Origin of the sequence: Actinocorallia libanotica (genome assembly GCF_039525175.1) — a bacterium.
Taxonomy (GTDB): Bacteria; Actinomycetota; Actinomycetes; order Streptosporangiales; family Streptosporangiaceae; genus Actinocorallia; species Actinocorallia libanotica.
On sequence record NZ_BAAAHH010000001.1, the window covers coordinates 458,230 to 484,740 of the forward strand.

Consider the following 26,511-nt stretch of genomic DNA (forward strand, 5'->3'; position numbering starts at 1 on the left):
CGGAGTCACTCCGGGGCGTGGAACCAGGTGCGCGGCTCCAGGAGGAGGGAGGACAGGGTGCGCCCGTCGGCGGCGAGGGCGGTGGCCGTGGCGGGCCGCAGGGTGGGCCAGACGGCCGAGACGATCCCGTGGTCGGGGACGGCCACGGGCCGCTCGTCCAGGAGGAGGGTCTCGGCCTCGTCGCAGAGCTGGAGCTCGGCCGTCACGATCCAGCGCCGCTCCGGGTACGGTCCGGGGCTGCGCCTCCGCGTCAGCCCGTGCCCGGTCAGCCTCAGGTGCGCGCCGCCCAGCCCCGTCCGGGGCAGCCGGACCGGGCACGGCGAGTCCATCGAGGCCGAGCCGCCGCCCAGGTACTCCCAGACGCCGTCGGCCAGTTCGAAGACGTACTGCTCGCTGCAGTAGCTCTTCTCGTCGGGCATCGAGGTGAGGAACGTGACGACCGCGATGTCCTCCGCGATGTCACAATTCAGGGGAAATGTCCCGAGTGCGGGGGTGGGACGGAGCGGAGCGGTGACCCGTCCCTCCTCCAGGACCCTCCTGCATTCCTTCAGCACTTCCTCGTGCGTCATGGCACTCCCGGCGTCGAACGATGGCGGATCGGCCCGCCTCCCATGGTCTCCCCCGGAAGCAGGAAAGATCACTCCTTTCACCCGTCCCCGGGACGGCTCCCCATGTTCTCACCTTTCCGGTCGCGAGCGGCGGCGACCGTCTCCCCGTCGACGTCCAGCGGTCCGAGGACGTCGGCGGCGACGCCCCGGGCCACGGAGGCGAGCCCGGCGAGGAGGTGGTCGCAGCCGATCTCGGCGAGCCCTTCGGCGCGGGCGAGGTCGCGGGCGGCGGCCAGGGCGCGGCGGGTGTAGGGGGTCCAGGCGATGCGCTCGGCGGCCTGGGAGGCGCCCGGCGTGAGGCGCGGCTCCAGGTCGCGGCGCAGGGCGCCGGGGGAGAGCCCCAGGTGGCGCAGGAGCCGGGTGGCGGTGTTGTCCTCGGCGAGCAGCCCCCACAGGACGTGCTCGGTGCCGATGTAGTTGTTGCGGTGCTGGACGGCCGCCTTCTTCATGTGGGCCATCGCGGTGCGGAGCTCCTCGGCGAACTCCGACTGCTCGTACTTGACGTGCGGGGCGAGGAAGCGCTGCTGGGCGGCCTGGCGGGTGACGCCCAGGGCGGTGCCGATGTCGGACCAGGAGACGCCGTGCAGGCGGCAGTGCTCGACGTAGTCCTCCACGAGGTCGTCGGCCAGGCCCCGGAGCCGTTCGGCCAGGTCGGCGCCGGTGCGGAGCAGCTCCAGCCAGTCGGGCTGCGGCCGGTCGGGGCGGTGGGCGCGGGCGCAGGTCCGGTCGACCTCCGCGATCAGTTCGTCCAGGTCGGGAAGAGCCATGAGGCAAGTTTTGATTGCCTTTTCGTGATTGTCAACGGGTGCTTGCCTGTCGCGGACAGTGGGACCTTTGCCACGTGGTGGTGACTGTTTGGTGGCGGCCGCAACGGAAATCTTGAGGGAGCTCGTGAAAACACCCCCCGGCAGAGAAGAGCCACGACGATGCATCCCGAGACGGCTGAAAAACCCCGAAGTCGTGGCTTCGCCTGGAAACTGCCCTCGCGGCGGGTGGTCAGCGCGGTGCTGGGCATCGTGCTCGCGGGTGTGCTGTTCGGCGCGGTGCTGCCCCGGCTGGTGGACCTGCGGGAGGTCGGGGAGATCCTCGGCGGCAAGGTCAGCGCGGTGGAGATGGCCGGGCTGGTGGTGCTGACGCTGGCGTCCGTCGCGGCCTCCGCGGGGGCGCTGATGGCGGGGCTGCCGGGCCTGAGGTTCCGTGACGCGTGCGCGGTGAACGTCGTGACGACCGCGGTCTCGTACGGGCTGCCCGCGGGAGGCGCGGCGGGAGCGGCGCTGAACATCACCATGCAGCGCAAGGTCGGCTTCTCCCTGCAGGAGATCGCCACGCAGGCGCTCGCGACGGGCGTGTGGAACCTCGTGGCGCGGCTCGTGCTGCCGTTGACGGCGCTCGGGGTGGCGCTCACGGTCTCCGAGGTGCCTTCGGGGGTGCGCGGGGCGGGGGTGCTCGGACTCGGTCTGGCCGTCGTGATCCTCGGACTCACCGCGTGGCTGTTCTGGGGGACGTTCCCGGCGGAGAAACTGGCGCGCCTCCTCACGAAGGCGGCACGGATCCTGCCCAAGAAGCCCGAGGTCAAAGCCGAGAAGCTGCAGGTCTTCCGGGCCGAGGTGCGGGAGGTCGTCAAGTCGCGCTGGGGTTCGCTGACGGTGACGACGCTCCTCTACCACCTGGCGACGTTCGGCATCCTGTACCTGTCGCTGCTGGCCGTGGGGGTCACCGAGGCGGGCGTCATCGAGACGTTCGCGGTTTACGCGGTGGCCCGGCAGGTGACGGCCATCCCGCTCACCCCGGGCAGCGCCGGCGTCATCGAGCTCGCCCTCATCGGCGGGCTCGGACTGACCGGAGGCGAGCTGCCGAAGCTGGCCGCGGGCGTCCTCCTGTTCCGCTTCTTCACCTTCCTGCTCTACCTTCCGGCGGGCGCGGTGATGTGGGTGTGGTGGCAGTGGGCGGTCAACAAGGAGGACCAGGAGCAGCCCACGGTCTTCCGCCACCCCGGCGACGGCGTCCGGGCGCTGTTCGCCCTCGCGCTGACGGGCGTCTGCGCGATCTTCGCCGTGCATGCTCCCGGAAGCCTTGAGACAAGCCTGTTCCGGCTCGCGAACGACCTCCCGGACGTCCTGTTCGCGCCCGTGTGGGTGGTCATGCAGGCCGGATGGATCGGGACCGTCGTCCTCAGCGGCGTTCTGGCACTGCTCGCACACCGCAGAGCACTCGCCCTCGCACTGGTGACGGCGGGCGGCGCGGCCTGGGGACTGGCCAAGGTCGTCAAGTGGATGGCCGGCCGCGAACGTCCGGGAGCGATCCTGGAACAGGTGCACCTGCGCGGGGACGTCCATGCCGAAGGCGTCGGCTTCATCGCCGGACACGCTTCTGTCGCCGCTGCGCTGGCCACCGTCTTGTCCGCGTACCTTCCGCGCGCCTACCGCCGGACACTGTGGGGGCTGGTCATCGCGGTCGCTTTCGCCCGCGTGTACGTCGGCGCGCATCTGCCTTTGGACGTCGTCGGCGGCCTCGCGTTCGGCTGGGGCGTCGGCTCGGCGGTCCTCTTCGCCTACGGAACCCCGGCGCACATCCCCGGAATCCCGCGCCTACGAGCCGTCTTCCCCGACCTGCTCCCGCCTTCCGTCGCCCTGGAACCGCTACGCACCGACATTCGCCGCGCCGTCGTCTACCGCGCCCAAGCCCGGAAACTGTTCTTCAAGGCGATAGGCCGCGACCAGCGCGACGCCGACTTCTTCGACCGCGTGCGCTCCTTGCGCGAAAGTCCGGGCGCGCCCTTCACCACGGCGAGACGGCAGCTGGAGCACGAAGAGTACGTTCTGCAACTCGCCAAGCACTGGGGCGTACGCGTACCGAACGTCGAACGCTTCGTGGGCAAGCCGTCCGGTGACTGCTTCCTGGCGATGGAACTCATCGACGGGAACGCGATCTCCCTGCACAACAACATCAGCGACGAGCTCTTGGACGAGCTGTGGGTGCAGCTCGGAGTGCTGGGCGAAGCCCGTATCGCGCACAGAGAGCTGAACGTCGAGAACATCATCATCGACGCCGAAGGACTCCCGTACCTGACGGGCTTCGGCCGAGCCCGCTCCCAAGCCCCCGCCAAGGCGTTGCAGCTGGACCGCGACCAGCTGCAGGCCGTCACTGCGGAACTCGTCGGCGACGAACGCGCCAAAGCCGCACGGGAACGCGCCGGCGAGCCGGACTTCACCCTGCCGAAGCGCAAGAGGCGCTGGAACAGGACGGGCCCGCACACCGCACGCCACCCCGGAGACGTCGTCCGCATCATCGTCGGCCTGTTCCTGGTGACGTTCCTGGCCCTTTACGCCGCCGACGGATTCCTGCTGTCCGCCGAGAGCAACACCTTCCGGCTGGTCAACAGCCTTCCGGACTGGTTCTCCTGGCCGCTGGTGATCCTCATGCAGGCCGGAGCCCTCGGCGCCGTGGGCGGGGCCGCCGCCGTGGCACTGGTCTTCCGCCGCTTCCGGCTCGCCGCCGAACTCGCCGCCGGCGGGACGCTCGCCTGGTTCCTGGCGAAGTTCCTCAAGGAGATGACCGACCGGGGACGCCCCGGAGCGCTCCTGGAAGAAGTCGTCCTGCGCGGAGCCCACGAGAACGGCCTCGGCTTCATCTCCGGCCACGCCGCCGTCGCCGCGACCCTCGCCACCATCGCCTCCGCCCACGTGCCGCGCAGGCTCCGCCGCGTCTTCTGGGCGTGGGCGGTGGTCGTGGCCGTCAGCCGCGTGTACGTCGGCGCGCACTTCCCGCTGGACGTCGTCGCGGGCCTGGGACTGGGCCTGGTCATCGGCGGCGCCTTCCACCTGCTGTGGGGCACGCCCTCGATCCTGCCCTCCGACGAGGACATCTCCCGCGGGCTGCGCCTGGCCGTCGGGAACGTCACCAATGTTCGGAAACTGCACGCGGACGCGCGCGGCTCCGTTCCCTACCTGGCCGAACGCGAACGCGACGGCAAGGGCCTGTTCATCAAGGCCGTCAGCCGCGACCACCGGGACGCCGACCTGCTGTTCAAGTTCGCCCGGCTGCTGACCCTGCGCGGCGTCGAGGACGAGAGCCCCTTCGCCACCCCGCGCCGCCAGCTCCAGCACGAGGCATGCCTGGTGATGCGCGCGCAGGGCGCGGGCGTACGCGTCCCGGCGTTCGCAGGCCTGGCCCCGTGCGGAGGAGGCACCTATCTGCTGGCCGAAGAGGCGATCGAGGACGCGCGGGAGCTCACCGACCTGCCCGAACTCACCGATGACTTCCTGCGCGCTCTATGGGAAGAAGCCCGCAAACTCCACCGGACGCGGATCGCCCACCGCGACCTGCGGGCCGCGAACATCCTTGTCGATGCCGAAGACCGACCCGTCCTCGTCGACTTCGGGTTCGCCGAAGACGGTGCCAGCGACCGCAAACTCGCCCAAGACGTCGCCGAGCTGCTGTGCTCCACCGCCATGCTCACCGGCCCGGAACGGACGGTACGCGCCGCTGCGAACGTCCTGGAACCGGAAGAGCTGGCCGCCGCGATCCCGCTCCTGCAGCCTTTGGCGTTCGGCAGCGCGACCCGCAAGGCCCTGCGCGAGCACCCCGACCTCCTGGACGAGCTGAAGGACGAGATCAAGCGGACCACCGGGGCCGAGGAGCCCGAGGAGATCCGGCTCTCCCGGCTGCCGTCCCGCGCGTGGGTGCTGCTCCTGGCGCTGCTCGGCACGGTCGTGACGGCCGTCGGACTGTCCGGCCTGCCGGAGATGCACAACTTTTTCGACGTACTCGAGGACGCCGACGCGCGCTGGCTGGTGACCGCCGTCGTGCTGATCGCCGTCTCGTACGCGGCGGGCGCCGCCGCGCTCATGGGCGCTTACGGGCGGCGCCTGCCGTTCCTGCGGACCTGCCGCGAGCAGCTGGCCGCCGCCTACTCCTCCCGCCAGCACCTGCCGGGCCTGGGCTCGGGAGCCGTCCTGGCCGACTACCTCCAGGCGTCGGGAGCGTCCAGGAACAGAGCCGAGGACGCCGTCGCGACCACCCGGCTGGTCGGCGCCCTCGTGCACGCCGCCGCCTTCGTCCTGGCGGTCGCCGCGGCGCTCGTCGAGAACCCCCGCCCGCTCGCCTTCCCGGAATGGCCGCTCCTGCCGGCCGCCGCGGGCGCCCTGGCCGTGGTGGGCCTGCTGCTCCAGCTCAGAGCCCAGCGCTCCTTCCCCGGCAGGCTGCGCGCCGCCTTCCCGTCGCTGTCCGGCGGGCTGCGCAAGCCGCTGCGCGCGGCCGCCCTGCTGGCCGGGAGCACGGCCGTCACCGCCAGTTCCGTGCTGGCCTTCCTGGCCACCGCGCAGGCCCTCGGCGTGGCGGTCGGCCCCGGCGCGCTGGCCGCGGCCTTCCTCGCGGCGATCCCGCTGCGCCTCCTGGGCCCGCTGCCCGCCGGTATCGGCCTGGTCGAGCCCGTTCTGGTGCTCGTCCTCGTGGCTCTGGGCGGCGGCGTCACGGAGACGGTCGTGGCGGTCGTCGTCCACCGCGTCCTGTCCTTCTGGCTCCCGGTCCTGCCCGGCGCGTTCGCCTGGCGGGGCGGGAGCGCGGTCGGGAGGGCAGGGGAAATACCATCGTCCCGATGAACGGAATGTCGCGATGACGGTATTGATCCTCGGCGGGACGGCCGAGGCGCGTGAGCTCGCCCTGCTGCTCCAGGAGCGCGGCGCGTCCTTCACGTCGTCCCTGGCCGGCCGCGTGGCACGCCCCCGGCTCCCCGTGGGCGAGGTGCGCGTCGGCGGTTTCGGCGGTGCCGAGGGCCTCGCGGCCCATCTCCGCGAGCACGGCGTCACCGCCGTCGTCGACGCCACCCACCCGTTCGCCACGGGCATCTCCCGCAACGCCGCCGCCGCCTGCGCCGCGACGGGCACGCCCCTGGTCCGCCTGGAGCGCCCCGGCTGGGAGGCCGCCCCCGGCAGCGACGCCTGGACCTGGGTCGGCTCCCACGCCGAGGCCGCCGCGGCCGCCGCCCGCCTGGGCCGCGCCCCGTTCCTGACCACGGGCCGCCAGTCGCTCGCGCACTTCCTGGAGCCCCTGGCCGAGCACACCGTGCTCGTCCGCGTCGTCGACCCGCCCGACGTCGCGCTCCCCGCCCCCTGGACCCTCCTGACCAGCCGCGGCCCCTACACCCTGGACGGCGAACGCGCCCTCCTGCGCCGCCACGCCTGCGACGTCCTGGTCACCAAGGACTCCGGCGGCGCCCACACCTGGCCCAAGATGGCCGCGGCCGCCGAACTCGGCGTCCCCGTCGTCGTCATCCGCCGCGCCGGCCGCCCCTCCGCCGTCGAGGTCCAGCCCGATCCCCGCACCACCGCGGCCTGGCTCACCGCCCGCGGCCTGGCCTGACCCGGGGCGTTCCCCCGTCCTCCGGGACGGGGCGGAGGACGTTCTCCGGTCCGGGGCGAGGTCCTGGAGACGGGAACGGCCCTCCCGAGTGAAGGACGGGAGGGCCGGGCGCGTTCCGGGTCAGGCGCGGACGCCGGCGGCGAGGGAGCGGCGGGCCTCCTCGGCGCGGGCGGTGCGGTGGACGAGGCCGCTGAGGACGAGGGCGAGGACGCCCCACAGGACGGCCTGGGTGACCAGGGAGGAGAGGCGGAAGCCCCACAGGGGTTCGGCGGGGAACTCGGCGGGGACCGGGTCCGCCGCCGGGAGCGCCAGGCCGGCGGCCGTGATGAGGACGGCCCAGCCGACGACCGGGACGGCCGTGGCGAGCCATCCGTCGCCGCGGGAGGCGAGGCGGGCGGCCAGGACGACCGCCGCGACGGCCAGGAGCACCGACAGGCCCTGGAAGCCGAAGTAGGCGGCGGTGCGGGCGCCGATGGTGTCGCCGCTGCCCACGGCGGGCGGGTTCGGCGGGTACTTCACCCAGGCGGCGAGGGCGAACGCGACGAAGCCGACACCGGCGATCAGCGCGGTGGAGGCGGCGGGGCGCAGCCGTCCGAGGCGGCCGAGGGCGAAGGCGGCGGCGACGCCGACGATTCCGCCCAGGGCGAGGCCGATGACGACCGTGCCGGTGGCGAGCCCGAAGGTCGACTGCCGGTCCCGGCTGATGCCGCCCTCTTCCTCCTCGGCGGGGGCGGCCTCTTCGGCGTGCGCTCGGCCGTCCCCGTGGGAATGGTCGTCGCCGTGGGAATGGGAGCCGCCCTCTTCGAGGGCGATGGCGGTGTCGATATGCGGTTCGCCGATGAAATAAGCGGCGCCGAAGGCGAACAATCCCGCGATCAGGCCTGCGATCAGGCCATTGATGAGAAAAGCCCGAGGACTCATGTCTTGACTCCCGCGTGCCCGGGGGCAGGATGAAAAAGCGCTTCTGGGCGCTGGTGGAGAAAGGGGGGCTAAGGGCCGTCCGGCCCGCGGCTCAGTGGCAGGGGTAGCCGAGCAGGTGGCGCGCGTCGTGCACCCACTCGTGGACGGCGGTCCCGGTGAAGAGGGAGAAGGCGCCCTGCTCGGCGCCGACGAAGAAGACGGCGACGGCGGCGAGGAGCACGCCGAAGAAGGCCCAGGGGGCGAGCTGGGAGAGGGGGAGCGCGGGAACGTCGAGTCCGGGCTCGGACACGGAAACATGCGACATGAGAACCTCCGTCAGGGGATGCGGCGTCCCGTTGGATGAGAACCCCGCCCGAAGGGTCTGGCTCCGCCGTGAAACGGCGTCACAGTAGCGCGACTGCGTCGGAATCCCACCGACTTCCTCGCGGACGGTTAGCAAAAACGTTACATGCTACGCGATATTCGGGTCAATATCTCGGGAGTGTGTTTTCTCCCGGGTAATTGATCGCGGTGGCCTCTCGAAAAAGCGCCGGCGCCTCGGGTGTGAGACTCTATTGTCTCAAAAGAGGTAGTATGGCGTTATGGCCACTGATCGCGACCGGGTACTCCGTGCCGCCGCCGCCCTGCTCTCCCGCAGGTCGACGGCGACCATGGGCGAGGTCGCCGCGGCGGCGGGCATCGGCCGCGCGACGCTGCACCGCCACTTCGCGGGCCGCGACGCGCTCGTCCGCGCCCTGGAGGACCTCGGCATCCGCGAGCTGGACGCCGCCCTCGACCGCGCCGCCCTCACCGAAGGCCCCGCCGCCGAGGCGGTCCGCCGGCTGGTCGCCGAGATACGGGGATCCGCCGAACTGCTCGCCTTCCTCTACTCCGAGAACCAGCTCTTCGAGGGCGACGAGCTCAACGAGGGCTGGACCCGCCTGGAGAACCGCGTCGAAGCCCTCTTCCGGCGGGGCCAGGAGCGGGGCGAGTTCCGCATCGACCTCACCCCCGCCTGGCTCTGCGCCGGCGTCCTCGGCCTCGTCGTCTCCTGCTCCTGGTCCGTCCTGGACGGCCGCGTGGCCGAGAAGGACTTCACCCACATGGTCGTCGAACTCCTGCTCGGCGGCGCGCAGCGGAGGACCGGACCGTGAGCCGCGCCGTCCGCCGGCACCCGGGAGGTCACCGGGAGCGGCGCGCCGCGGCGAAGCGGCGCGCCGCCGCGGCGAAGCGCCGGGCCATGCCGGGGTGCCCCGCCCAGTGCGTGTGCAGGTAGGAGGCGTGCACGGTCGGGAAGCCGGTGCGGGCCGGGTCGGCGCCGAAGCCCTCCGGCGAGCCGCCGAACTCCCAGACCGCCGTATCGCCCGCGCGCGGCTCCACCACCGTCCGGTGGAACTCGTGCCCCGTGGCGCGCTCGCCCGCCGCGGCCAGCAGGGTGTCCCGCGGCGCGACGGCGTCGCGGTAGCCCAGCGTCAGGCGCGGTGACATCCGCGCCTGGGCCTCCAGCGCCCCCACCATCGGCGCGCCGTCCAGCGTCCGGCACAGGTAGAGCAGCCCGGCGCACTCGGCGACCGTGGGGACGCCGCCGTTCACCGCCCGCCTCAACGCCGTCAGCAGCGCGGAGTTCGCGGCGAGGTCCCCGGCGTGCACCTCGGGGAAGCCCCCTCCGAGATACAGCCCGGCCGTCCCGTCGGGCAGCCCCGGATCGGTGAGGGGATCGAAGTGGGCGACCTCGCACCCGGCCGCCCGGAGCAGCTCCTCGGTCTCGGCGTACCGGAAGGTGAAAGCCCGCCCGCCCGCGACCGCGACGACCGGCCGCTCTCCCGGCCGGGACGCGTCCCGTCGTTCGTCCGGCCGGGACGCGCCCTGTCGGGGAGTGACCTGCCGTTCGGGCGACCACGGGGCGGCGGGCAGCGGCGGGGCCTGGCGGGCCAGGGCGACGAGGCGCCGCAGGTCGATGCGCTCGGCGACCCGGGACGCGAGCCGGTCCAGGGCGCGGACGGCGTCCGGCCGTTCGGCGGCCGGGACGAGCCCGAGATGCCGGGACGGGGCCGAGATCTCGTCGTCCCGGTACAGCACGCCCAGGACCGGGACGCCCGTCGGCTCCAGCGCCCGGCGCACCTCCCCGGCGTGCCGCTCCGAACCCGCCTTGTTCAGGACCACCCCGGCGACGTCGAGCTCGGGACCGTAGGCCACCATCCCCTGCACGACCGCCGCGATCGTGCGGGAGGCGTGCGAGACGTCGACGACGAGCAGGACGGGGGAGCCGGTGGCGGCGGCGACGTGGGCGGTGGAGGCGAACCCGTCGCCGCCGATCCGCCCGTCGTACAGGCCCATGACGCCTTCGACGACGGCGATGCCCGCACCCCGCGCCCCGGCCAGGAGCAGGGGGGCGAGCAGGTCCTCGCCGACGAGGTGGGGGTCGAGGTTGCGTCCCGGCCGTCCCGTCGCCAGCGCGTGGTAGCCGGGGTCGATGTAGTCGGGCCCGACCTTGTGCCCCGAGACGGTGTGGCCGGCCGCCCGCAGCGCCGCCATGAGCCCGGTCGCCACGGTGGTCTTGCCGTGTCCGGAGGCGGGAGCGGCGATGACGAGCCGGGGCAGCTCTACCATTCGATGCCCCGCTGGCCCTTCTGCCCCTCGTCCATCGGGTGCTTGACCTTCGTCATCTCGGTCACCAGGTCGGCGGCCTCCAGCAGGAGGGGGTGGGCCCGCCGCCCCGTCACCACCACGTGCTGGTGGCCGGGCCGGTTCCGCAGCGTCTCGGCGACGTCCGCGGCGTCCACCCACCCCCAGGCGATCGGGTAGGTGAACTCGTCGAGCAGGTACAGGTCGTGCGCCTCGGCGGCCAGGCGGCGCTTGACCTCCGCCCAGCCCTCGGCGGCGTCGGCCGCGTGGTCGGCCTCGTCCCCCTGCTTGCGCGACCACGACCAGCCCGAACCCATCTTGTGCCACTCCACGGGCCCGCCCTCGCCCGTCTCGGCGTGCAGCCGCCCGAGCCGCTCCAGCACCGTCTGCTCGCCGATGCGCCACTTCGCGGACTTCACGAACTGGAACACCCCGATGTTCCAGCCCTGGTTCCATCCGCGCATGGCCAGCCCGAACGCGGCCGTCGACTTCCCCTTCCCCTCCCCGGTGTGCACCATCAGCAGCGGCCGGTTCCGCCGCTGCCTCGTGGTCAGCCCGTCCACGGGCACGTTCGTCGGTTGTCCTTGCGGCATCGGGCGGCTCTCCTTCAGGTGGGTACGGACGTTTCGGGGCGGACACGTCTGCCGGAGTCCCGGCGGGCGCGCGGGCCGTCTCCGGCGGAGGACGCGGGTGACCGCAGGGCGCCGGTGGCCGTGGGGCACAGGTGGCCGTGGCACCGACGGCCGCGGGGCACCGGCGGCCGGGTCGCGCGGTGTCAGGCGACGCGTCGGCGGACGGTGTCGGTCAGGGCGTCGGCGGCCACCTCGCCCAGGGGCAGGTGTTCGGCGCGGAGCACGGTGCTGAGCTCACGGGCCAGGCCGAGCCGGAAGCGGCCGGTCTCGCAGTCGACGACCAGGGTGGTGACGTTCGCCTCGGCCAGCAGCGCGTCGGCGCGGCGGGAGCGGGCGACGGCGTCCGGGCCGGAGGTGGCGCGGCCGTCGGTGACGACGACGAGCAGCGGCCGCCGCCGCGGGTCGCGCAGGCGCTCCACGCGCAGCACGCCGGCGGCGGCGAGCAGGCCTTCGGCCAGCGGCGTGCGGCCGCCCGCGGGCAGGTCGCGCAGGAGGGTGGCGGCGATGTCGAGCGACGACGTCGGGGGGAGCACGACCCGCGCGCCGGACCGGCGGAACGTCACCAGGCCGACCTTGTCGCGGCGGCGGTAGGCGTCGAGGAGGAGCGAGAGGATCGCGGTCTTGACCTGGGCCATGCGGCGGCGGGCCGCCATGGAGCCCGAGGCGTCCACACAGAACAGGATGAGGTTCGCCTCGCGGCCCTGGACGACGGCGAGCCGCACGTCCTCGGCGCGCAGCACCAGCGGTGTGCCCTCCCGGCCGCGGGCCCGCTGGTGCGGGGCGGCGGCGCGGAGCGTCTCCAGCAGGTGGAGCGACCCGGCGCTCCCGTCCGGCTTGCGGGCGCCGACGCGGCGGCCGGTGCGGGTGAAGGCGGGGGAGCGGCGTCCGGCCTCGCCCGTCCCGACACCGGCGACACGGAAGGTCTTCGGCCGGTACGGGGCCTCGGGCGCGACGACGTCGGCGGAAGCACCGTCGTCGGACGGGGCGGCGCCGTCCTGCGAAGACCCGGTGTCCTGCGGCGCGGCGTTCTCTTGCGCTCCGTCCGCGTCCCGCGGCCCGTTCCGGGCCCCGTCCTCCCGCGTCGCGTCCGGCCCGCCGTCGGGTGCCGTGCCGCGCGGTCCGTTCTCGGCGTGGGCCCCGCCCTCCCGCGACGTGTCCGGCCCGCCGTCGGGAGCCGCGTCCCGTCCCTCCGGCGGCGATGCCGTCGGATCGGCGTCGGGGGCCTGCCCGCCCTGCTCGCCCTGCCCGTCCTCGGGCGAATCGCGCGGGGACGGCGGCGCGGGCGGCTCCGGGGGGAGTTCGTCCGAGCCGAGGATCCGGTCGAGCAGCTCCTCGTCCAGGCCGGGGGCGTCGAACGGGTTGCGGCGGCGCCGGTGGGGGAGCGACAGCCGGGCGGCGGCCCGGATGTCGGCGCGGGTGACGGACGTCCGCCCGCGCCAGGCGGCGTGGGCGGCGGCGGCGCGGGCCGTGACCAGGTCGGCGCGCATGCCGTCCACCTCGAACGCCGCGCACACCTCGGCGATCTTGAACAGCGCCGCGTCGCCGAGCTCGACCTTCGCCAGCAGCTCCCGCGCCCCGGCGATCCGGCGGGTCAGCTCCCGCTCGGCCGGGGCGAACCGGGCGGCGAACGCCTCCGGGTCCTCCTCGAACGCCAGGCGGCGGCGGACGACCTCGACCCGCGTCCAGGGGTCGCGCGGCGCGGCGACCTCCACGGTCAGGCCGAACCGGTCGAGCAGCTGCGGCCGCAGCTCGCCCTCCTCCGGGTTCATCGTGCCGACCAGGACGAACCGGGCGGCGTGCGCGACGGAGACGCCGTCGCGCTCCACCGTCGCGCGGCCCATCGCGGCGGCGTCCAGCAGCAGGTCGACCAGGTGGTCGTGGAGCAGGTTGACCTCGTCGACGTACAGGACGCCCCGGTGCGCGCGGGCCAGCAGCCCCGGCTCGTAGGCGGTGACGCCCTCGGTCAGCGCCCGCTCCAGGTGCAGCGAGCCCAGCACCCGGTCCTCGGTGGCGCCGACGGGCAGCTCCACCAGCCGGGCGGGCCGGGTCTCCACGGGCGCGTCCGGCGGGAAGGGCCCGTCGGGGGAGAGCGGGTCGCGCTCGCGCGGGTCGCTGGAGAACCGGTCGCCGGCGATGACGTCGACGGGCGGCAGGACATGGGCCAGCGCCCGCACCATGGTGGACTTGGCGGTGCCCTTCTCGCCCCGCACGAGCACCCCGCCGACCGACGGCGAGACGGCCGTGAGGACCAGGGCGAGCGCCATGTCGTCGGAGCCGACGACCGCGCTGAAGGGGAAGAACGATGGCATGTGAGGCTCCCGCTCGTCGTGCCGTCCGCAGCGCACGAGGCCGGTCTTCGGACTTTCCAGGTCGGAGCCTGGATCACCGCAGCGGGCCTGTGCCGGATTCTCACCGGCTTCCCAGATTCTCCCCACAAAGGGGGCACCTCGTGCTGAAGTACGCGCCCAGGCTACTCCCCGGCGGAGCCCCGTGCGGCCGCAGGGTCGGGAACTGGCGTTAGGGTCATGCGCCATGACCCTCTCCGTGACCGTTGTCGGCATCGGCGCCGACGGCTGGGCGCGCCTGGACGAGACGGCGCGCCGCGCCGTCGAGGAGGCCGGGACGCTGCTCGGCGGCGCCCGCCACCTGGCGATGGTCCCGCCCGTGCCCGGACAGCGGCGCCTGCCGTGGCCGTCGCCGCTGCGCGCCGGGCTCGGCGGGCTCCTGGCGTCCTGTTCGGGCGACGTCGTGGCGCTGGCCTCGGGCGACCCCCTGGTGTCCGGGGTGGGCGGCACGCTCATCGACGTCCTGGGCCCCGACCGGGTGCGGATCGTCCCGGCGCTCTCGTCGGTCGCGATCGCCCGCGCCCGGATGCGCTGGCCCGCCGAGACGGCGGCCGTCCTCAGCCTCGTCGGCCGCGACCCGCGCACCCTGCTGCGCCTGCTGGCCCCCGGCCGCCGCGTCCTCGTGCTCTCCGGCGACGGCACCACGCCGCGCCGCGTCGCCGAGCTCCTGCTCGCCGCCGGTTTCGGCACCAGCGAGCTGACCGTCCTGTCGGACCTGGGCACCGAACGCGAGGCGGTGGCCCGCGCGGTCCCCGCCGAGGGCGTGCCCGCGGAGTTCCCCGCCCTGAACATCGTGGCGGTCGAATGCGCCGGCACCGGCGGCCGCTCCCTGGTCGCGGGCCTGCCCGACGAGGCGTTCGAGCACGACGGCCAGCTCACCAAGCGCGACGTGCGCGCCTCGGCCCTGTCCAGGCTCGCGCCCCTGCCCGGCGGGCTGCTGTGGGACGTCGGCGCGGGAGCGGGCTCGGTGGCCGTCGAATGGATGCGCACGGACGCCTCCTGCCGCGCCGTCGCGATCGAGTCCCACCCCGAACGAGCCGCCCGTATCGCCAGGAACGCCGCGTCTCTCGGCGTCCCCGCCCTGCACGTCGTGCACGGCCGCGCCCCCGAGGCCCTGCACGGGCTCGAAGCCCCCGACGCCGTCTTCATCGGCGGCGGAGCCACCGCGGAAGGCGTCGTCGACCTGTGCTGGAAGGCGCTGAAACCGGCAGGGCGCCTGGTCGTCCACGGCGTCACCCTCCAGACCGAAGCCCTGCTCCTGGCCCGCTACGCCGAACTCGGCGGTGAACTCACCCGCCTCAGCGTCGAACAGGCCGCCCCCCTCGGCGCGTTCGCCGGCTGGAAGCCCGCCAGAGCCGTCACCCAATGGTCGCTGCTGAAGGACGAAAATTGACCGTGCACTTCGTGGGAGCCGGCCCCGGCGCCGCCGACCTCCTCACCCTCCGCGCCGTGCGCCTGCTGGAGCGCGCCGACGTCTGCCTCTACCCCGGCACCTACCTCGACGAGCAGGTCCTCTCCCACTGCCGCCCCGGCGCCGCGCTCATCGACACCCAGCACCTGAACCTCGACCAGATCACCGAGCACCTGGCCGAAGCCCACCGGGCGGGCCGCGACGTCGTCCGCCTCTGCTCCGGCGACCCCTCCCTCTACTCCGCCCTCGCCGAGCAGACCGCCCGCCTCGACACCCGCGGCATCCCCTGGGACGTCACCCCGGGCGTCCCCGCCTACGCCGCCGCCGCGGCCCACCTGGGCAAGGAACTGACCGTCCCCCTCCTGGCCCAGTCCGTGGTCCTCACCCGCACCCAGGCCCGCTCGACCGCGATGCCCCCCACGGAGGCCCTGGCCGCCTTCGCCGCGACCCGCGCCACCCTGGTCCTCCACCTGGCCATCACCCGCATCCGCACCCTGGCCGCCGAACTCATCCCCGAATACGGCCGCGACTGCCCCGCCGCCGTCGTCGCCAACGCCTCCCAACCCGCCCAGCTCACCCTCACCGGCACCCTCTCCACCATCGCCGACCAGGTGGAAGCCCACGACCTCCGCAAAGCCGCCGTCATCCTCGTCGGCCCCGCCCTCGCCCCCCGGGCCTGCCACGCCGGCGAATCCCACCTCTACGACCCCCGCCGCCCCCGCCCCGCCTGACCCGGCCTCGCCTTCACCGAAACCGAAGAGCGCTCCCGCCCCGGAAGACACAGGCGAACACGGACCGCCGGGCCGCCTCCCTCCGAGGAACGGCGCCCCTCAGGACGCCCGGGGCGGACGGGCGCGGAGGCCGTCGAGGACGATCTCCAGATAGCGGTGCCACTGCGCGGAGGACCGTTCTTCCGGCAGGGCCATGACGGCGTCGACCATCGCGACGATCGGCGCGAGGTCGGCTTCGGTGACGTCGTCGCGCAGTGTCCCCTGGGCGCGGGCGCGCTCCATGAGCCGCGCGCAGTGCGCGGTGATGCCGAGGCGGGCGCGGGCGATGCCGCCCTCGCCGAACTCGCCGAGCCGCATCAGTTCGCGCAGGCCGCGGTTGTCCGCGGCGCGCGCCAGGGCGTTCCGCAGGAAGCCGGCCAGCGCGGCGAAGGCGTCGCGGTCGTCCAAGGCGCGGCGGGCCATGGCGGCGAGGTCGTCGAGTTCGTCGACGAAGACGGCCTCCGCGAGCGCCTGCTTGTCGGGGAACCTGCGGTAGACAGTGCCGACGCCGAGCCCGGCGTGGTGGGCGACATCGTTGAGCGTGGCCTGAAGCCCCCGGACGGCGAAGACCTCCCTTCCCGCATCGATGATGCGCCGCCGGTTGAGTTCGGCGTCGCGCCTCAGCGGACGGTTCGTCGCGGCGCTCTGCTCCGTCTTGCCATCCACGGGTCCTCCTCGCTCCGGCACCGTGCACACCACGTACCGGATGCACCATATCCGCTTCTGGTAGGGTCGCCCATAAGTGGATAACTCATATCCATTTAACTGCTGGGAGACGGAAGGCGGCAGCACCATGCAGACCATCGTCATCACCGGAGGCACGGACGGGATCGGAAGGGCGCTCGCCTTGCACCAGCTGCGCCGAGGAGCGCACGTCGTCGCGGTCGGCAGCACCTCCGCCAAGGGGGAGGCGCTCCTGGCCGAGGCGGACGCCCTCTCCGCGAGCGGCCGGGTGGACTTCCTGCGCGCGGACCTCACCTCGGTCGGAGCGGCGCAGGACCTCGCCTCGGCGATCGAGGACACCTGCGCGCGAGTCGACGGGCTCGTCCTGTGCGCCCAGCGCTACCGGCTCTTCGGCCCCCGCACCGTCACGGCCGAGGGCTTCGAGCACAGCTTCGCCCTGGCCTACCTGAGCCGGTACGTCCTCGGCCACCGGCTGCGCTCCGTCCTGGAGTCCGCGCCGTGCCCGGTCATCGTGAACGTCGGCACCCCCGGCGTCCCCCTGGGCCGTGTCCACTGGGACGACCTGCAGCTGACCCGGCGCTACGGCGGCACCAGGGCCACCCTGCAGTCCTTCCGCGCCAACGACCTGCTCGGCGCGGCCTTCCCCGAGCTCTACCCCGACACCCCGATCCGCTACATCGGCTACAACCCCGGCGTCGTGTCCACCGGAATGCCCCGCCACCTCCCGCAACCCCTGCGTGCCCTGGTCACCGCCGTGTTCACCGTCGCCGCGACCTCCGCCGACAAGGCCGCCGCCCCGATCGCCGCCCTCCTCGAAACCCCGCCGGACGCCGCCTTCTCCGCCTACCGCGGCACCCGCCGCCTCCCCCTCGACACCCGCCCCTTCCGCAAGGAGGACGCCCTGCGCCTGCACACCCTGACCCGAGGCCTGGTGGACGCGATATCCCCCGCCCCCCGCGAAGAATGACCGGCTCCGCCGACTTCATCGAGTCCGCCGTGGTCACCCGGGCGCTCCCTCTTTCGCGAAGGCCGCGGTGAGGACTTGGATCCTGCGCCGACACGGCCGCGACACCCCGTCGAAACAGCCGCTTCCTAATTTCTGTCGCATGACAGGAATCAGGGAGGGGCTGCTGCCATGACCGCCTTCGCGCCATCGCCGCGCACGGACACCGCGGGCCCGGCGGACGGCTCCGTCGCGCTCGCCGGGTTCGGCTACCGCCAGGAGCTGCACCGCAGTATGGGGCGCTACGCCTCCTTCGCCGCGGGCTTCTCCTTCATCTCGGTCCTCACCACCGTCTTCCAGTTCTTCGCCTTCGGGTACTCCTTCGGCGGCGGCGCCTTCTTCTGGACCTGGCCCGCCGTGCTCCTCGGCCAGCTGCTGGTGGCCGCCTGCTTCGCCGAGCTCGCCGCCCGCTACCCGATCTCGGGCGCCATCTACCAGTGGTCCACCCGGCTGAGCCGGCCGGCCTTCGGCTGGTTCGCCGGCTGGATCATGGTCACCGGGCAGGTCGTGGTGGTCGCCGCCGCGGCGCTCGCGCTCCAGATGGTGCTGCCCGCGGTCTGGTCCGGCTTCCAGGTCGTCGGCGGCGACCCGGCGCCCACGACGGCGACCGGGGCCGCCAACGCCGCGGTCCTGGCCGTCGTGCTCCTGGCCCTCACCACGGTCGTCAACGTGCTGGACAACCGGGTGCTCTCGGCGGTCAACCGCGTCGGCGTCACCGCCGAGATCATCGGCGCGGTGCTCATCGTCGTCCTGCTGCTCACCCACTCCGAGCGCGGCGGCGGCGTCACCCTGCACACCGGAGGCGAGGGCGGGGCGATCGGCGCCCTGCTGGTCGGCGCGTTCGCCGCCGCCTACGTCCTGATCGGCTTCGACAGCGCGGGTGAGATGAGCGAGGAGACCCGCGAGCCGCGCCGCACCGCGCCCCGCACCATCCTCACCGCCCTGCTCGCGGCGGGGGTGCTGGCCACCCTGATGGTGCTCGGCGGGCTGCTGGCCGCGCCCAGCCTGACCGACGGGCGGCTGGGCACCGAGGGCCTGGCCTACGTGCTGACCAGCAGCCTGGGGCCGGGCGTCGGCAAGGCGCTGCTGCTGGACGTGGCGCTGGCCGTCGCCGTCGCCACGCTCGCGATCCAGACCTCCGCGACGCGGATGCTGTTCTCCATGGCGAGGGACGGGGTGCTCCCCGCCTCGCGCCTCCTGTCCAGGGTCTCCCCGCGCACCGGGATGCCCGCCGCGCCCGCCGTGGTGGTGGGCGTCGCCGCGGCCGGGCTCTGCCTGCTCAACCTGGCCTCGCCGGAGGCCTTCCTCGCCATCGGGACCACCTGCATCGCCATGCTCTACCTCGCGTACGCGATGGTGACGGGACCGATGCTGCTGCGCAGGCTGCGCGGCCAGTGGTCCACCGGGGCCGGAGTGGACGAACGCGGCGGGCCGCTCTTCTCGCTGGGCAGGTGGGGGCTGCCGGTCAACGCGCTGGCCCTGGTCTACGGCCTGTTCATGACCGTCAATCTGGCCTGGCCGCGCGCGGCCGTCTACGACCCCGAGGGCGGGCACTGGTACTTCCAGTGGTTCACGGTGCTCTTCCTCGGCACGATGCTCGTGCTCGGAGCCGCGTACCGGACGCTGCGGCGCCCGGCCCCGATCGCCTCGCCCGCCCCCGCGCCGTCGTGAGCCCCGGATAGCGTGCGGGTCTCATCCGCCGGGCGGCGGTCCGGCGGCGCGGCAGGGCAGGAGGCCGGCCGCCTCGCGTACCGCCGCCAGCTCCTCCTCGCGCACTCCCGCCACGCGGAGCGCCGCGTCCGCCGTCGCCGACGCGAAGGCGGGCACGGGACGCTCCGGGCCGGAGCGGTGGATGAGGATGACGCCCTCGATGAGCCCGAAGACGAGGTCGTTGCGGAGCGCGAGCTCGTCCTCGTCCCAGAGGGCGCTGCTCTTCGCCGCCGCGAGCAGCCGCCCGTACGCCGCCTTCAGCTCGCCGCGCATCCGGCTGAACCCGGCGAACCGCTCGGTGCGGACCTCGGGCAGCAGGTAAAGGCTGCCCAGATTGTGCGGGCCGCCGCACAGCAGTTCCACGTCCGAGCGGCACAGCCGCCACAGGCGGGCCTCCGCGGGTGCGTCTCCGCCGTCGGCGAGCAGCGCGCGGGCGAGGAGCAGGGAGGGCGTGACCGTGCCTTCGAGGAGCTCGGCGAGCAGGTCCTCCTTGCCGCCGAAGTAGTGGTACATCGTGGCCTGGCGCATCCCGGCGCGTTCGGCGACCGCCCTGGTCGAGGTGGCCGCGTAGCCGCGCACGGTGAACAGCTCGGCCGCCGCGGCCAGCAGCTCCTCCCTGGCGGACAGCCCGCTCTCGGGACGCTGCGCCGCACGAGGCCTGCCGACCCGTCTTCCCGTGCCGGTCCCCATGGACCGATCGTCGCACACCGCCGCGCCCGCCTTCGCCGCGGCGGCCGCGGTGAGGGATCGGTAACGCCGGGGCAACGTCCGGGCAACGTCCGCGAATCCCCTCCGGCCTAATTTCTGTCGTGCGACAGAAAAGCTTCTCGAGGAGGTCCAGGCATGTCGACGGCGACGACGTACGGAGCGCGGGACCACGCCCGCGCCCAGGAGGGGGCCGAGGCCGAGACCATGCCGGTGGTGCCCGCCGCCGCATGGCCCGAGCCGCCCCGCGAGGCCGGCCCCCTGGTGTGGGCGGAGACCGTGGCGGGCGGCGGCTACACGCACAAGGTGCTCGCCCGAGGCACCGAACTGCGGCTGACGGACGTGCGCGGAGACGCCTGCGCGCATCTGCTGCTGTTCGTCGCGGACCGGCCTTGGGAGCGGCTCAACGCCGCCGACACCGTCAAGGTGCAGTGGAACGCCTACCTGGGCGAAAGGAGTCTGCTCCTGTCCGACCAGGGGCGGGTGCTGGCCTCCGTCATCGCCGACACCTCGGGGCGGCACGACGCGCTGTGCGGCACCTCCACCCTCGTGCGCAACACCGAACGGTACGGCGACGGAACGCCGCAGTCCGCGTCTCCGGCGGGTCGGGAACTGTTCAAACTGGCGGCCCTCAAGAACGGGCTGGAGCCCCGCGACCTGCCGCCGTCGATCTCCTTCTTCCAAGGAGTGCGGGTCGGAGAGGACGGCGCCCTGGCCTTCGCCGGCTCGGCGGGCCCCGGCGCCGCCGTCACCCTGCGCGCCGAACACGACCTCACCGTGCTCATCGCCAACGTCCCGCACCCCGCGGACCCCCGGCCGGACTACACCAGCACCCCGTTGGAGGTGCTCGCCTGGCGGGCGCGCGCGACCGGGCCCGGCGACGCGCTGTGGGACGCCTCCCCCGAAGGCCGCCGCGCCTTCCTCAACACCGCCGAATTCCACACCGCGAGGGGGCTCGCATGACCACCACGACCGTTCCCGCCCGCGCCGCGTGGTCGGCCGTCGTCCCCGCGGGCGGCCTGCTCACCATCACCGACCTGCACGGCAACCAGGCCGTCGACTTCCTGGTGTACGACGCCCACGACACCTCGATCCGCTACAGCGCGCCCGACACCGTCCACGCCCAGGGGAACATCTTCCTGACCACGGGTTCCGTCCTGCTCTCCAACGAGCACACGCCGCTGATGACGGTCGTCGAGGACACCTGCGGCCGCCACGACACCGTCGGCGGCGCCTGCTCCAAGGAGTCCAACACCCTGCGCTACGGCTACCACACCTGGTCGCAGCACGCCTGCGTCGACAACTTCCTCGCCGAAGGCGCACGTTACGGCCTCGGCAAGCGCGACCTGGTGTCGAACATCAACTGGTACATGAACGTCCCCGTCGAGCAGGACGGCACGCTGGGCATCGTGGACGGCATCTCCGCCCCCGGCCTGAGGGTCGTCCTGCGGGCGGAGACCGACGTCCTCGTCCTGGTCTCCAACTGCCCGCAGGTCAACAACCCCTGCAACGGCTTCGAGCCGACCCCCGTCCGGATGACGATCGACGAGGGAGCCGCCGCATGATCTCGGCCTTCGACACCCTGCTGGTCGCCAACCGCGGCGAGATCGCCGCCCGGATCATCCGCACCGCCCGCGGGATCGGGCTGCGCACGGTCGCGGTCTTCTCCGACCCGGACCGCACGAGCGAACACGTACGGCTGGCGGACGAGGCGGTGCGGCTGGGCCCGGCACCGGCCAGGGAGTCCTACCTGGACGTGGAGCGGGTGCTGAAGGCCGCCGCGGAGACCGGAGCCGGGGCGATCCACCCGGGATACGGGTTCCTGTCCGAGGACGCCGGATTCGCGCGCCGCTGCGAGGAGGCCGGGATCGTCTTCGTCGGCCCCTCACCGGAGCAGCTGGAGCTGTTCGGCGCCAAGCACACCGCCCGCGCGGCGGCCGAGGCGGCGGGCGTGCCCCTCGCTCCCGGCACCGGACTGCTGCCCGACCTCGCCACCGCGCTCGGCCGGGCCGGGGACATCGGCTTCCCGGTGATGCTGAAGGCCACCGGGGGAGGCGGAGGCATCGGGATGCGGGCCTGCCGCGATCCGGAGGAGCTGGCCGACGCGTGGGAGGGGGTGCAGCGGGTCGCCGCCGCGTCGTTCTCCTCCGCCGGGGTCTTCCTGGAGCGGCTCGTCGAGCACGCCCGCCACGTCGAGGTCCAGGTCTTCGGGGACGGCGCGGGCCGGGTCGTCACCTTCGGCGACCGCGACTGCTCGCTGCAGCGCCGCAACCAGAAGGTCCTCGAGGAGGCGCCCGCGCCGGACCTGCCGGACCGCGTCCGCAAGGAGCTCGCCGACGCGGCGCGGAACCTGTGCGCCTCGGTGGGCTACCGCTCCGCCGGAACGGTGGAGTTCGTCTACGACGCCGCCCGCGAGGAGGCGTACTTCCTGGAGGTCAACACCCGCCTGCAGGTGGAGCACCCGGTCACCGAGGAGGTCTACGGCGTGGACCTCGTGGAGTGGATGCTGCGCCTGGCCCAGGGGGACACGGCGGTCGTGCGCGAGCCAGGCCCCCCGCGCGGCCACGCCGTGGAGGCGCGCGTCTACGCCGAGGACCCCTCCCGCGGCCACCGCCCCAGCGCGGGCCTGCTGACACGGGTCTCCTTCCCCCCGGGCGTGCGCGTCGACTCCTGGGCGGAGACCGGCACGGAGGTGACCACCGCCTACGACCCGATGCTGGCCAAGGTCATCGCGTACGGCGAGGACCGCGTGCAGGCGCTGGACCGGCTGGACGCCGCGCTCGCCGCGACCCGCGTCGACGGCGTCGAGACCAACCTGGGCCTGGTGCGGGCGGCGCTCGCCCGCCCCGAGGTGCGGGCGGCACGGCACTCCACCGCCACCCTGGCCGCGGTCGCCGACCCGACCCGGCGCGTCGAGGTCGTCTCGGGCGGCACCCTCACCACCGTCCAGGACCTGCCGGGCCGAACCGGGTACTGGCAGGTCGGCGTCCCGCCCTGCGGCCCCATGGACGACCTGTCTTTCCGGCTGGGCAACCGGGCGCTGGGCAACGAGGAGGGCGCGCCCGGCCTGGAGTGCACGCTCCAGGGGCCCGCCCTGCGGTTCACCCACGGGACGACGGTGTGCGTCACCGGGGCTCCCGCTCCGGTGAGCGTGGACGGGGCGCCCGTCCCGCAGTGGGAGCCGGTGACGGTCCCCGCCGGGGCCACACTGCGGATCGGGGCTCCGGACGGGTTCGGCCTGCGCACCTATGTGCTGTTCGCGGGCGGCGGCCTGGACGTGCCGGACTTCCTCGGCAGCGCCTCCACCTTCACCCTGGGCCGCTTCGGCGGGCACGGCGGACGCGCCCTGCGCGCGGGCGACGTGCTGCACGGCGGGACGGCCGGGCACGCGGGCGGCCCGGTGCCCGGCGCCGACCGGCCGCCGTTCGGCCGGGAATGGGAGATCGGGGCGGCCGAAGGACCGCACGCCGCGCCCGAGTTCTTCACCGAGGACGACATCCGCGACTTCTACGCCGCCGACTGGAAGGTCCACTTCAACTCGGCGCGCACGGGTGTGCGCCTGGTCGGCCCCAAGCCGCGCTGGGCCCGCAAGGACGGCGGCGAGGCCGGGCTGCACCCGTCCAACATCCACGACACCCCGTACTCCGTGGGCGCGGTCGACTACACCGGGGACATGCCGGTGCTGCTCGGCCCCGACGGCCCCTCGCTGGGCGGGTTCGTCTGCCCCGCGACGGTCGTCAGGGGCCAGCGGTGGAAGCTCGGCCAGCTGCGGCCGGGGGACACCGTCCGGTTCGTCCCGCTGACCGCGGACGCGGCGGACGCCCTGCGCCGCGCGCCCGGGGCCCGGCCGGTGGCGGACCGTCCGGAGATCCTGGACGGCGGCGTGCTGGCCCGGCAGGGGGACGTGACGTACCGGCGCAGCGGGGACGACAACCTGCTGGTCGAGTTCGGGCCGATGGAGCTGGACCTGGCGCTGCGGATGAGAGTGCACGCGCTGATGGAGGCGGTGGAGGCGGCCGGACTGCCGGGCGTCACCGACCTGACTCCCGGCATACGCTCCCTGCAGATCCAGCTCGACCCGGACGTCCTGCCTCAGAAGGAGCTGCTGGAAGCCGTACGCCTTATCGAGGCGGCTCTTCCGCCCACCGACGAGCTGGTCGTGCCGTCCCGGACGGTTCACCTTCCGCTGTCCTGGGACGACCCGGCGACCCGTGAAGCCATCGCCCGGTATATGGCCGGGGTGCGAGAAGACGCCCCCTGGTGCCCCTGGAACATCGAATTCATCCGCCGGATCAACGGTCTCGCGTCCGTCGAGGACGTTTTCCGCACGGTCTTCGATGCCGAATACCTCGTCCTCGGCCTTGGTGACGTCTACCTGGGCGCGCCCGTGGCCACACCTCTCGACCCCCGTCACCGCCTCGTCACCACCAAGTACAACCCGGCCCGGACCTGGACGGCGGAGAACTCCGTCGGTATCGGCGGCGCGTATCTGTGCGTCTACGGCATGGAAGGACCCGGCGGGTACCAGTTCGTCGGCCGCACCACGCAGGTCTGGTCGAGCTGGAAGCGGGAGGGCGCCCCTTGGCTGCTGCGCTTCTTCGACCGCATCAAGTGGTACGAGGTGGGGCCGGACGAGCTCCTCGAACTCCGCGCCGACATGGCCGCGGGCCGGTTCACCCCCCGCATCGAAGAAGGCCCCTTCGCGCTCGCCGACTACCAGCGCTTCCTGGACGAGAACGCCGCTTCCATAGCCGAGTTCCGCACCCTCCAGGCCGCGGCCTTCGGCGCGGAGCGGGACGCCTGGGAGGCTTCAGGTGAGTTCACCCGTGCCGAGGCGGCGGCCGAACCGGCGGCCGCGCCCGAGGAGATCACCGTCCCGCCCGGTGGAAGGCTCGTGGAAGCCGAGTTCGCGGCCTCCGTCTGGCAGGTCTCCGTCTCCGTCGGCGACACCGTTGCAGCGGGCCAGGCGCTTCTCGTGCTGGAGGCGATGAAGATGGAAGCGCCGGTCCACGCGCCGAGCGACGGCGTCGTCGTCGAGGTCCTCACCAAGCCCGGAGCCCAGATCGAGTCCGGAAGCCCGCTGATCGTCCTGGCCCCGCCCGCGTAGGAAGGCGTCCCACCGATGACCGAACGTTCCGCCGCCCGTGTCCGCGCCGCGTACGACCGCATCGCGGAGGTCGACCGACCCGAGATCTGGATCAACCTCCGCCCTTGGGCGGAGGTCGAGGCCGAGGCCTCCGGGGTCGATCCGGCGCTTCCCCTCGCCGGACGGCTGCTCGCCGTCAAGGGCAACATCGACGTCGCGGGGCTCCCGACCACCGCGGGCTGCCCCTCCTACGCGTACCGGCCGGAGCGGGACGCACCGGCGGTGGCGCGCCTGCGCGCGGCGGGAGCCGTCGTCATCGGCACCACCAACCTGGACCAGTTCGCCACGGGCCTGGTCGGCACCCGCTCGCCGTACGGGGCCGTGCACAACGCCGTCGACCCGTCGCGCGTCAGCGGCGGATCGAGCTCCGGCTCCGCGGTCGCCGTGGCGCTCGGCATCGCGGATCTGGCCCTGGGCACCGACACCGCGGGTTCCGGCCGCGTCCCGGCGGCCTTCAACGGGGTCTTCGGCCTGAAACCGACCCGGAGCCTGGTCTCCACGGAGGGCGTCGTCCCGGCCTGCGCGAGCCTCGACTGCGTGACGGTCTTCGCCCGCACCCTCCCCGAAGCCGAGCAGGCCCTCGCGCACATGGCCACCGGGACCTCCGTGCCCCCGCCCCGCGAACCGGGGCCCTGGCGCGTCGCCGTCCCGGACGTCTCCCAGCTCGGCGAGCTGGACGCGGGGTGGGCCGAGGCGTTCCAGGACGCCGCCGGCCGCCTCGGGGCGGCCGGGGCCGACCTCCGGCCGGTGGACCTCACCCCGTTCACCGAGGCCGCCGTCATGCTCTACGAGGGCGCCTTCGTCGCCGAGCGCCACACCGCCGTCGGAGAGTTCATCGACAAGCGGGCGGAGGAGGGCGCCGAAGACCTGGACCCGGTCGTCACGGGAATCATCCGGCGCGCCCGCGACATCCCGGCCCACCGGCTCTTCGCCGACCGGGACCGGCTGGCCGTACTGCGCGCCCGCGCCTTCGCCGCGCTCGGCGGAGCGGACGCCCTGCTGCTGCCCACCGCGCCCGGCCACCCCGCCCTCGCCGAGGTCGCCGCCGACCCTGTGGGCGCCAACGCCCGCCTCGGCCGGTTCACGAACTCCACGAACCTCTTCGACATGGCCGCGGTGGCGGCGCCCGCCGGAAACGTGAACGGCCTCCCCTTCGGCGTGATGCTGGTCGGCCCCGCCCACACCGACGACCGGCTCGCCCGGCTCGCCGCGCTCCTCACCCCGTCCGTCAGCGTCGCCGTCGTCGGCGCCCACCTGACGGGCCAGCCGCTCAACCCCCAGCTCCTCTCGCTGGGTGCCCGCTTCGTCCGGACGACCGCCACCGCACCGCACTACCGCCTGTACGCGCTGCCCACCACCCCGCCCAAACCCGGCCTGGTGCGCGTCACCGAGGACGGCGCCGCCATCGAGGCGGAGGTGTGGGAGCTGCCGCCGGAGGGACTGGGCGGCCTGCTCGCGGCGCTTCCGCGGCCCATGGCGCTCGGCAGCGTGGAGCTGGCGGACGGCGGCCGCGTCCCGGGCTTCCTGTGCGAGCCCTTCGCCCTGCAGGAGGCTACCGACATCACCTCGTACGGGGGCTGGCGCGCCCACCTCCGCGACCGGGCCTGACACC

The 26,511-nt window shown here is 73.8% G+C and carries 20 protein-coding genes and 2 riboswitches; of the genes, 11 read left to right on the plus strand and 9 right to left on the minus strand.

The window, feature by feature from the left end:
• Window positions 1-5 precede the first annotated feature (5 nt).
• A complete protein-coding gene (locus ABD140_RS02230; protein WP_344236092.1) occupies window positions 6-569 on the minus strand; it encodes a hypothetical protein in 564 nt (187 codons plus the stop codon).
• Window positions 570-646: 77 nt separating this feature from the next.
• Window positions 647-1,375, minus strand: coding sequence for a Clp protease N-terminal domain-containing protein (locus ABD140_RS02235; RefSeq protein WP_344236094.1), 729 nt, complete (start codon window positions 1,373-1,375; stop codon window positions 647-649).
• 159 nt (window positions 1,376-1,534) lie between these two features.
• On the opposite strand from ABD140_RS02235, the gene ABD140_RS02240 reads away from it, so the two are divergent.
• On the plus strand, window positions 1,535-6,208 hold the full coding sequence (locus tag ABD140_RS02240) for a lysylphosphatidylglycerol synthase domain-containing protein (protein WP_344236096.1): 4,674 nt from the start codon (window positions 1,535-1,537) through the stop codon (window positions 6,206-6,208).
• A gap of 13 nt (window positions 6,209-6,221) precedes the next feature.
• Window positions 6,222-6,968, plus strand: coding sequence for a cobalt-precorrin-6A reductase (locus ABD140_RS02245; protein ID WP_344236098.1), 747 nt, complete (start codon window positions 6,222-6,224; stop codon window positions 6,966-6,968).
• Window positions 6,969-7,088: 120 nt separating this feature from the next.
• Here the strand turns inward: ABD140_RS02245 and ABD140_RS02250 are convergent, their stop codons facing one another.
• Complete coding sequence (locus ABD140_RS02250) at window positions 7,089-7,889, minus strand: CbtA family protein (protein ID WP_344236100.1); 801 nt, start codon at window positions 7,887-7,889, stop codon at window positions 7,089-7,091.
• A 91-nt stretch (window positions 7,890-7,980) separates the two neighbouring features.
• Entirely contained in the window at window positions 7,981-8,178 is a 198-nt protein-coding gene (locus tag ABD140_RS02255; protein WP_344236102.1) for a CbtB domain-containing protein, read from the minus strand.
• Between the two features lie 17 nt (window positions 8,179-8,195).
• Window positions 8,196-8,336, minus strand: a riboswitch (adenosylcobalamin (AdoCbl) riboswitch).
• Between the two features lie 134 nt (window positions 8,337-8,470).
• Between ABD140_RS02255 and ABD140_RS02260 the strand changes: the two genes are divergently transcribed.
• On the plus strand, window positions 8,471-9,022 hold the full coding sequence (locus ABD140_RS02260) for a TetR/AcrR family transcriptional regulator (protein WP_344236104.1): 552 nt from the start codon (window positions 8,471-8,473) through the stop codon (window positions 9,020-9,022).
• A gap of 28 nt (window positions 9,023-9,050) precedes the next feature.
• Here ABD140_RS02260 and ABD140_RS02265 read toward each other — a convergent pair whose 3' ends face one another.
• From ABD140_RS02265 to ABD140_RS02275, 3 genes are all read right to left on the minus strand, one after another.
• On the minus strand, window positions 9,051-10,478 hold the full coding sequence (locus ABD140_RS02265; protein ID WP_344236106.1) for a cobyrinic acid a,c-diamide synthase CobB: 1,428 nt from the start codon (window positions 10,476-10,478) through the stop codon (window positions 9,051-9,053).
• Window positions 10,472-11,086 (minus strand): cob(I)yrinic acid a,c-diamide adenosyltransferase, encoded by a 615-nt coding sequence (cobO, locus tag ABD140_RS02270; RefSeq protein WP_344236108.1) that lies wholly within the window; start codon window positions 11,084-11,086, stop codon window positions 10,472-10,474. Before cobO ends, ABD140_RS02265 begins: the two co-directional genes overlap by 7 nt.
• Window positions 11,087-11,268: 182 nt before the next feature.
• Window positions 11,269-13,434, minus strand: a complete 2,166-nt coding sequence (locus ABD140_RS02275) for a VWA domain-containing protein (RefSeq protein ID WP_344236110.1) — start codon at window positions 13,432-13,434, stop codon at window positions 11,269-11,271.
• Between the two features lie 21 nt (window positions 13,435-13,455).
• Window positions 13,456-13,590, minus strand: a riboswitch (cobalamin riboswitch).
• Window positions 13,591-13,657: 67 nt separating this feature from the next.
• On the opposite strand from ABD140_RS02275, the gene cbiE reads away from it, so the two are divergent.
• Window positions 13,658-14,863, plus strand: coding sequence for a precorrin-6y C5,15-methyltransferase (decarboxylating) subunit CbiE (cbiE, locus tag ABD140_RS02280; RefSeq protein WP_344236112.1), 1,206 nt, complete (start codon window positions 13,658-13,660; stop codon window positions 14,861-14,863).
• Entirely contained in the window at window positions 14,836-15,612 is a 777-nt protein-coding gene (locus ABD140_RS02285; protein WP_344236114.1) for a cobalt-precorrin-4/precorrin-4 C(11)-methyltransferase, read from the plus strand. The genes cbiE and ABD140_RS02285 overlap by 28 nt, the downstream gene beginning before the upstream one ends.
• A 99-nt stretch (window positions 15,613-15,711) precedes the next feature.
• Here the strand turns inward: ABD140_RS02285 and ABD140_RS02290 are convergent, their stop codons facing one another.
• Complete coding sequence (locus tag ABD140_RS02290; RefSeq protein WP_344236116.1) at window positions 15,712-16,317, minus strand: TetR/AcrR family transcriptional regulator; 606 nt, start codon at window positions 16,315-16,317, stop codon at window positions 15,712-15,714.
• Between the two features lie 127 nt (window positions 16,318-16,444).
• Between ABD140_RS02290 and ABD140_RS02295 the strand changes: the two genes are divergently transcribed.
• Both ABD140_RS02295 and ABD140_RS02300 read left to right on the plus strand, forming a co-directional pair.
• Window positions 16,445-17,302, plus strand: a complete 858-nt coding sequence (locus tag ABD140_RS02295; RefSeq protein WP_344236118.1) for an SDR family NAD(P)-dependent oxidoreductase — start codon at window positions 16,445-16,447, stop codon at window positions 17,300-17,302.
• A 168-nt stretch (window positions 17,303-17,470) separates the two neighbouring features.
• Window positions 17,471-19,009 carry an amino acid permease gene (locus tag ABD140_RS02300; protein WP_344236120.1) on the plus strand — a complete coding sequence of 513 codons (1,539 nt, stop codon included), beginning with the start codon at window positions 17,471-17,473 and terminating at the stop codon, window positions 19,007-19,009.
• Between the two features lie 21 nt (window positions 19,010-19,030).
• Here ABD140_RS02300 and ABD140_RS02305 read toward each other — a convergent pair whose 3' ends face one another.
• Window positions 19,031-19,738, minus strand: a complete 708-nt coding sequence (locus tag ABD140_RS02305; protein WP_344236122.1) for a TetR/AcrR family transcriptional regulator — start codon at window positions 19,736-19,738, stop codon at window positions 19,031-19,033.
• A 153-nt stretch (window positions 19,739-19,891) separates the two neighbouring features.
• Between ABD140_RS02305 and ABD140_RS02310 the strand changes: the two genes are divergently transcribed.
• The 4 genes from ABD140_RS02310 to ABD140_RS02325 are packed head-to-tail and all read left to right on the plus strand — an operon-like array spanning window position 19,892 to window position 26,507.
• Window positions 19,892-20,716, plus strand: coding sequence for an urea amidolyase associated protein UAAP1 (locus tag ABD140_RS02310; RefSeq protein WP_344236124.1), 825 nt, complete (start codon window positions 19,892-19,894; stop codon window positions 20,714-20,716).
• Window positions 20,713-21,318: an urea amidolyase associated protein UAAP2 gene (locus tag ABD140_RS02315; RefSeq protein ID WP_344236126.1), complete on the plus strand. Its 606-nt coding sequence runs from the start codon at window positions 20,713-20,715 to the stop codon at window positions 21,316-21,318. Before ABD140_RS02310 ends, ABD140_RS02315 begins: the two co-directional genes overlap by 4 nt.
• Entirely contained in the window at window positions 21,315-24,860 is a 3,546-nt protein-coding gene (gene uca, locus ABD140_RS02320) for an urea carboxylase (RefSeq protein ID WP_344236128.1), read from the plus strand. Before ABD140_RS02315 ends, uca begins: the two co-directional genes overlap by 4 nt.
• 15 nt (window positions 24,861-24,875) lie before the next feature.
• Window positions 24,876-26,507 carry an allophanate hydrolase gene (locus tag ABD140_RS02325; protein ID WP_344236130.1) on the plus strand — a complete coding sequence of 544 codons (1,632 nt, stop codon included), beginning with the start codon at window positions 24,876-24,878 and terminating at the stop codon, window positions 26,505-26,507.
• Window positions 26,508-26,511: the final 4 nt, after the last annotated feature.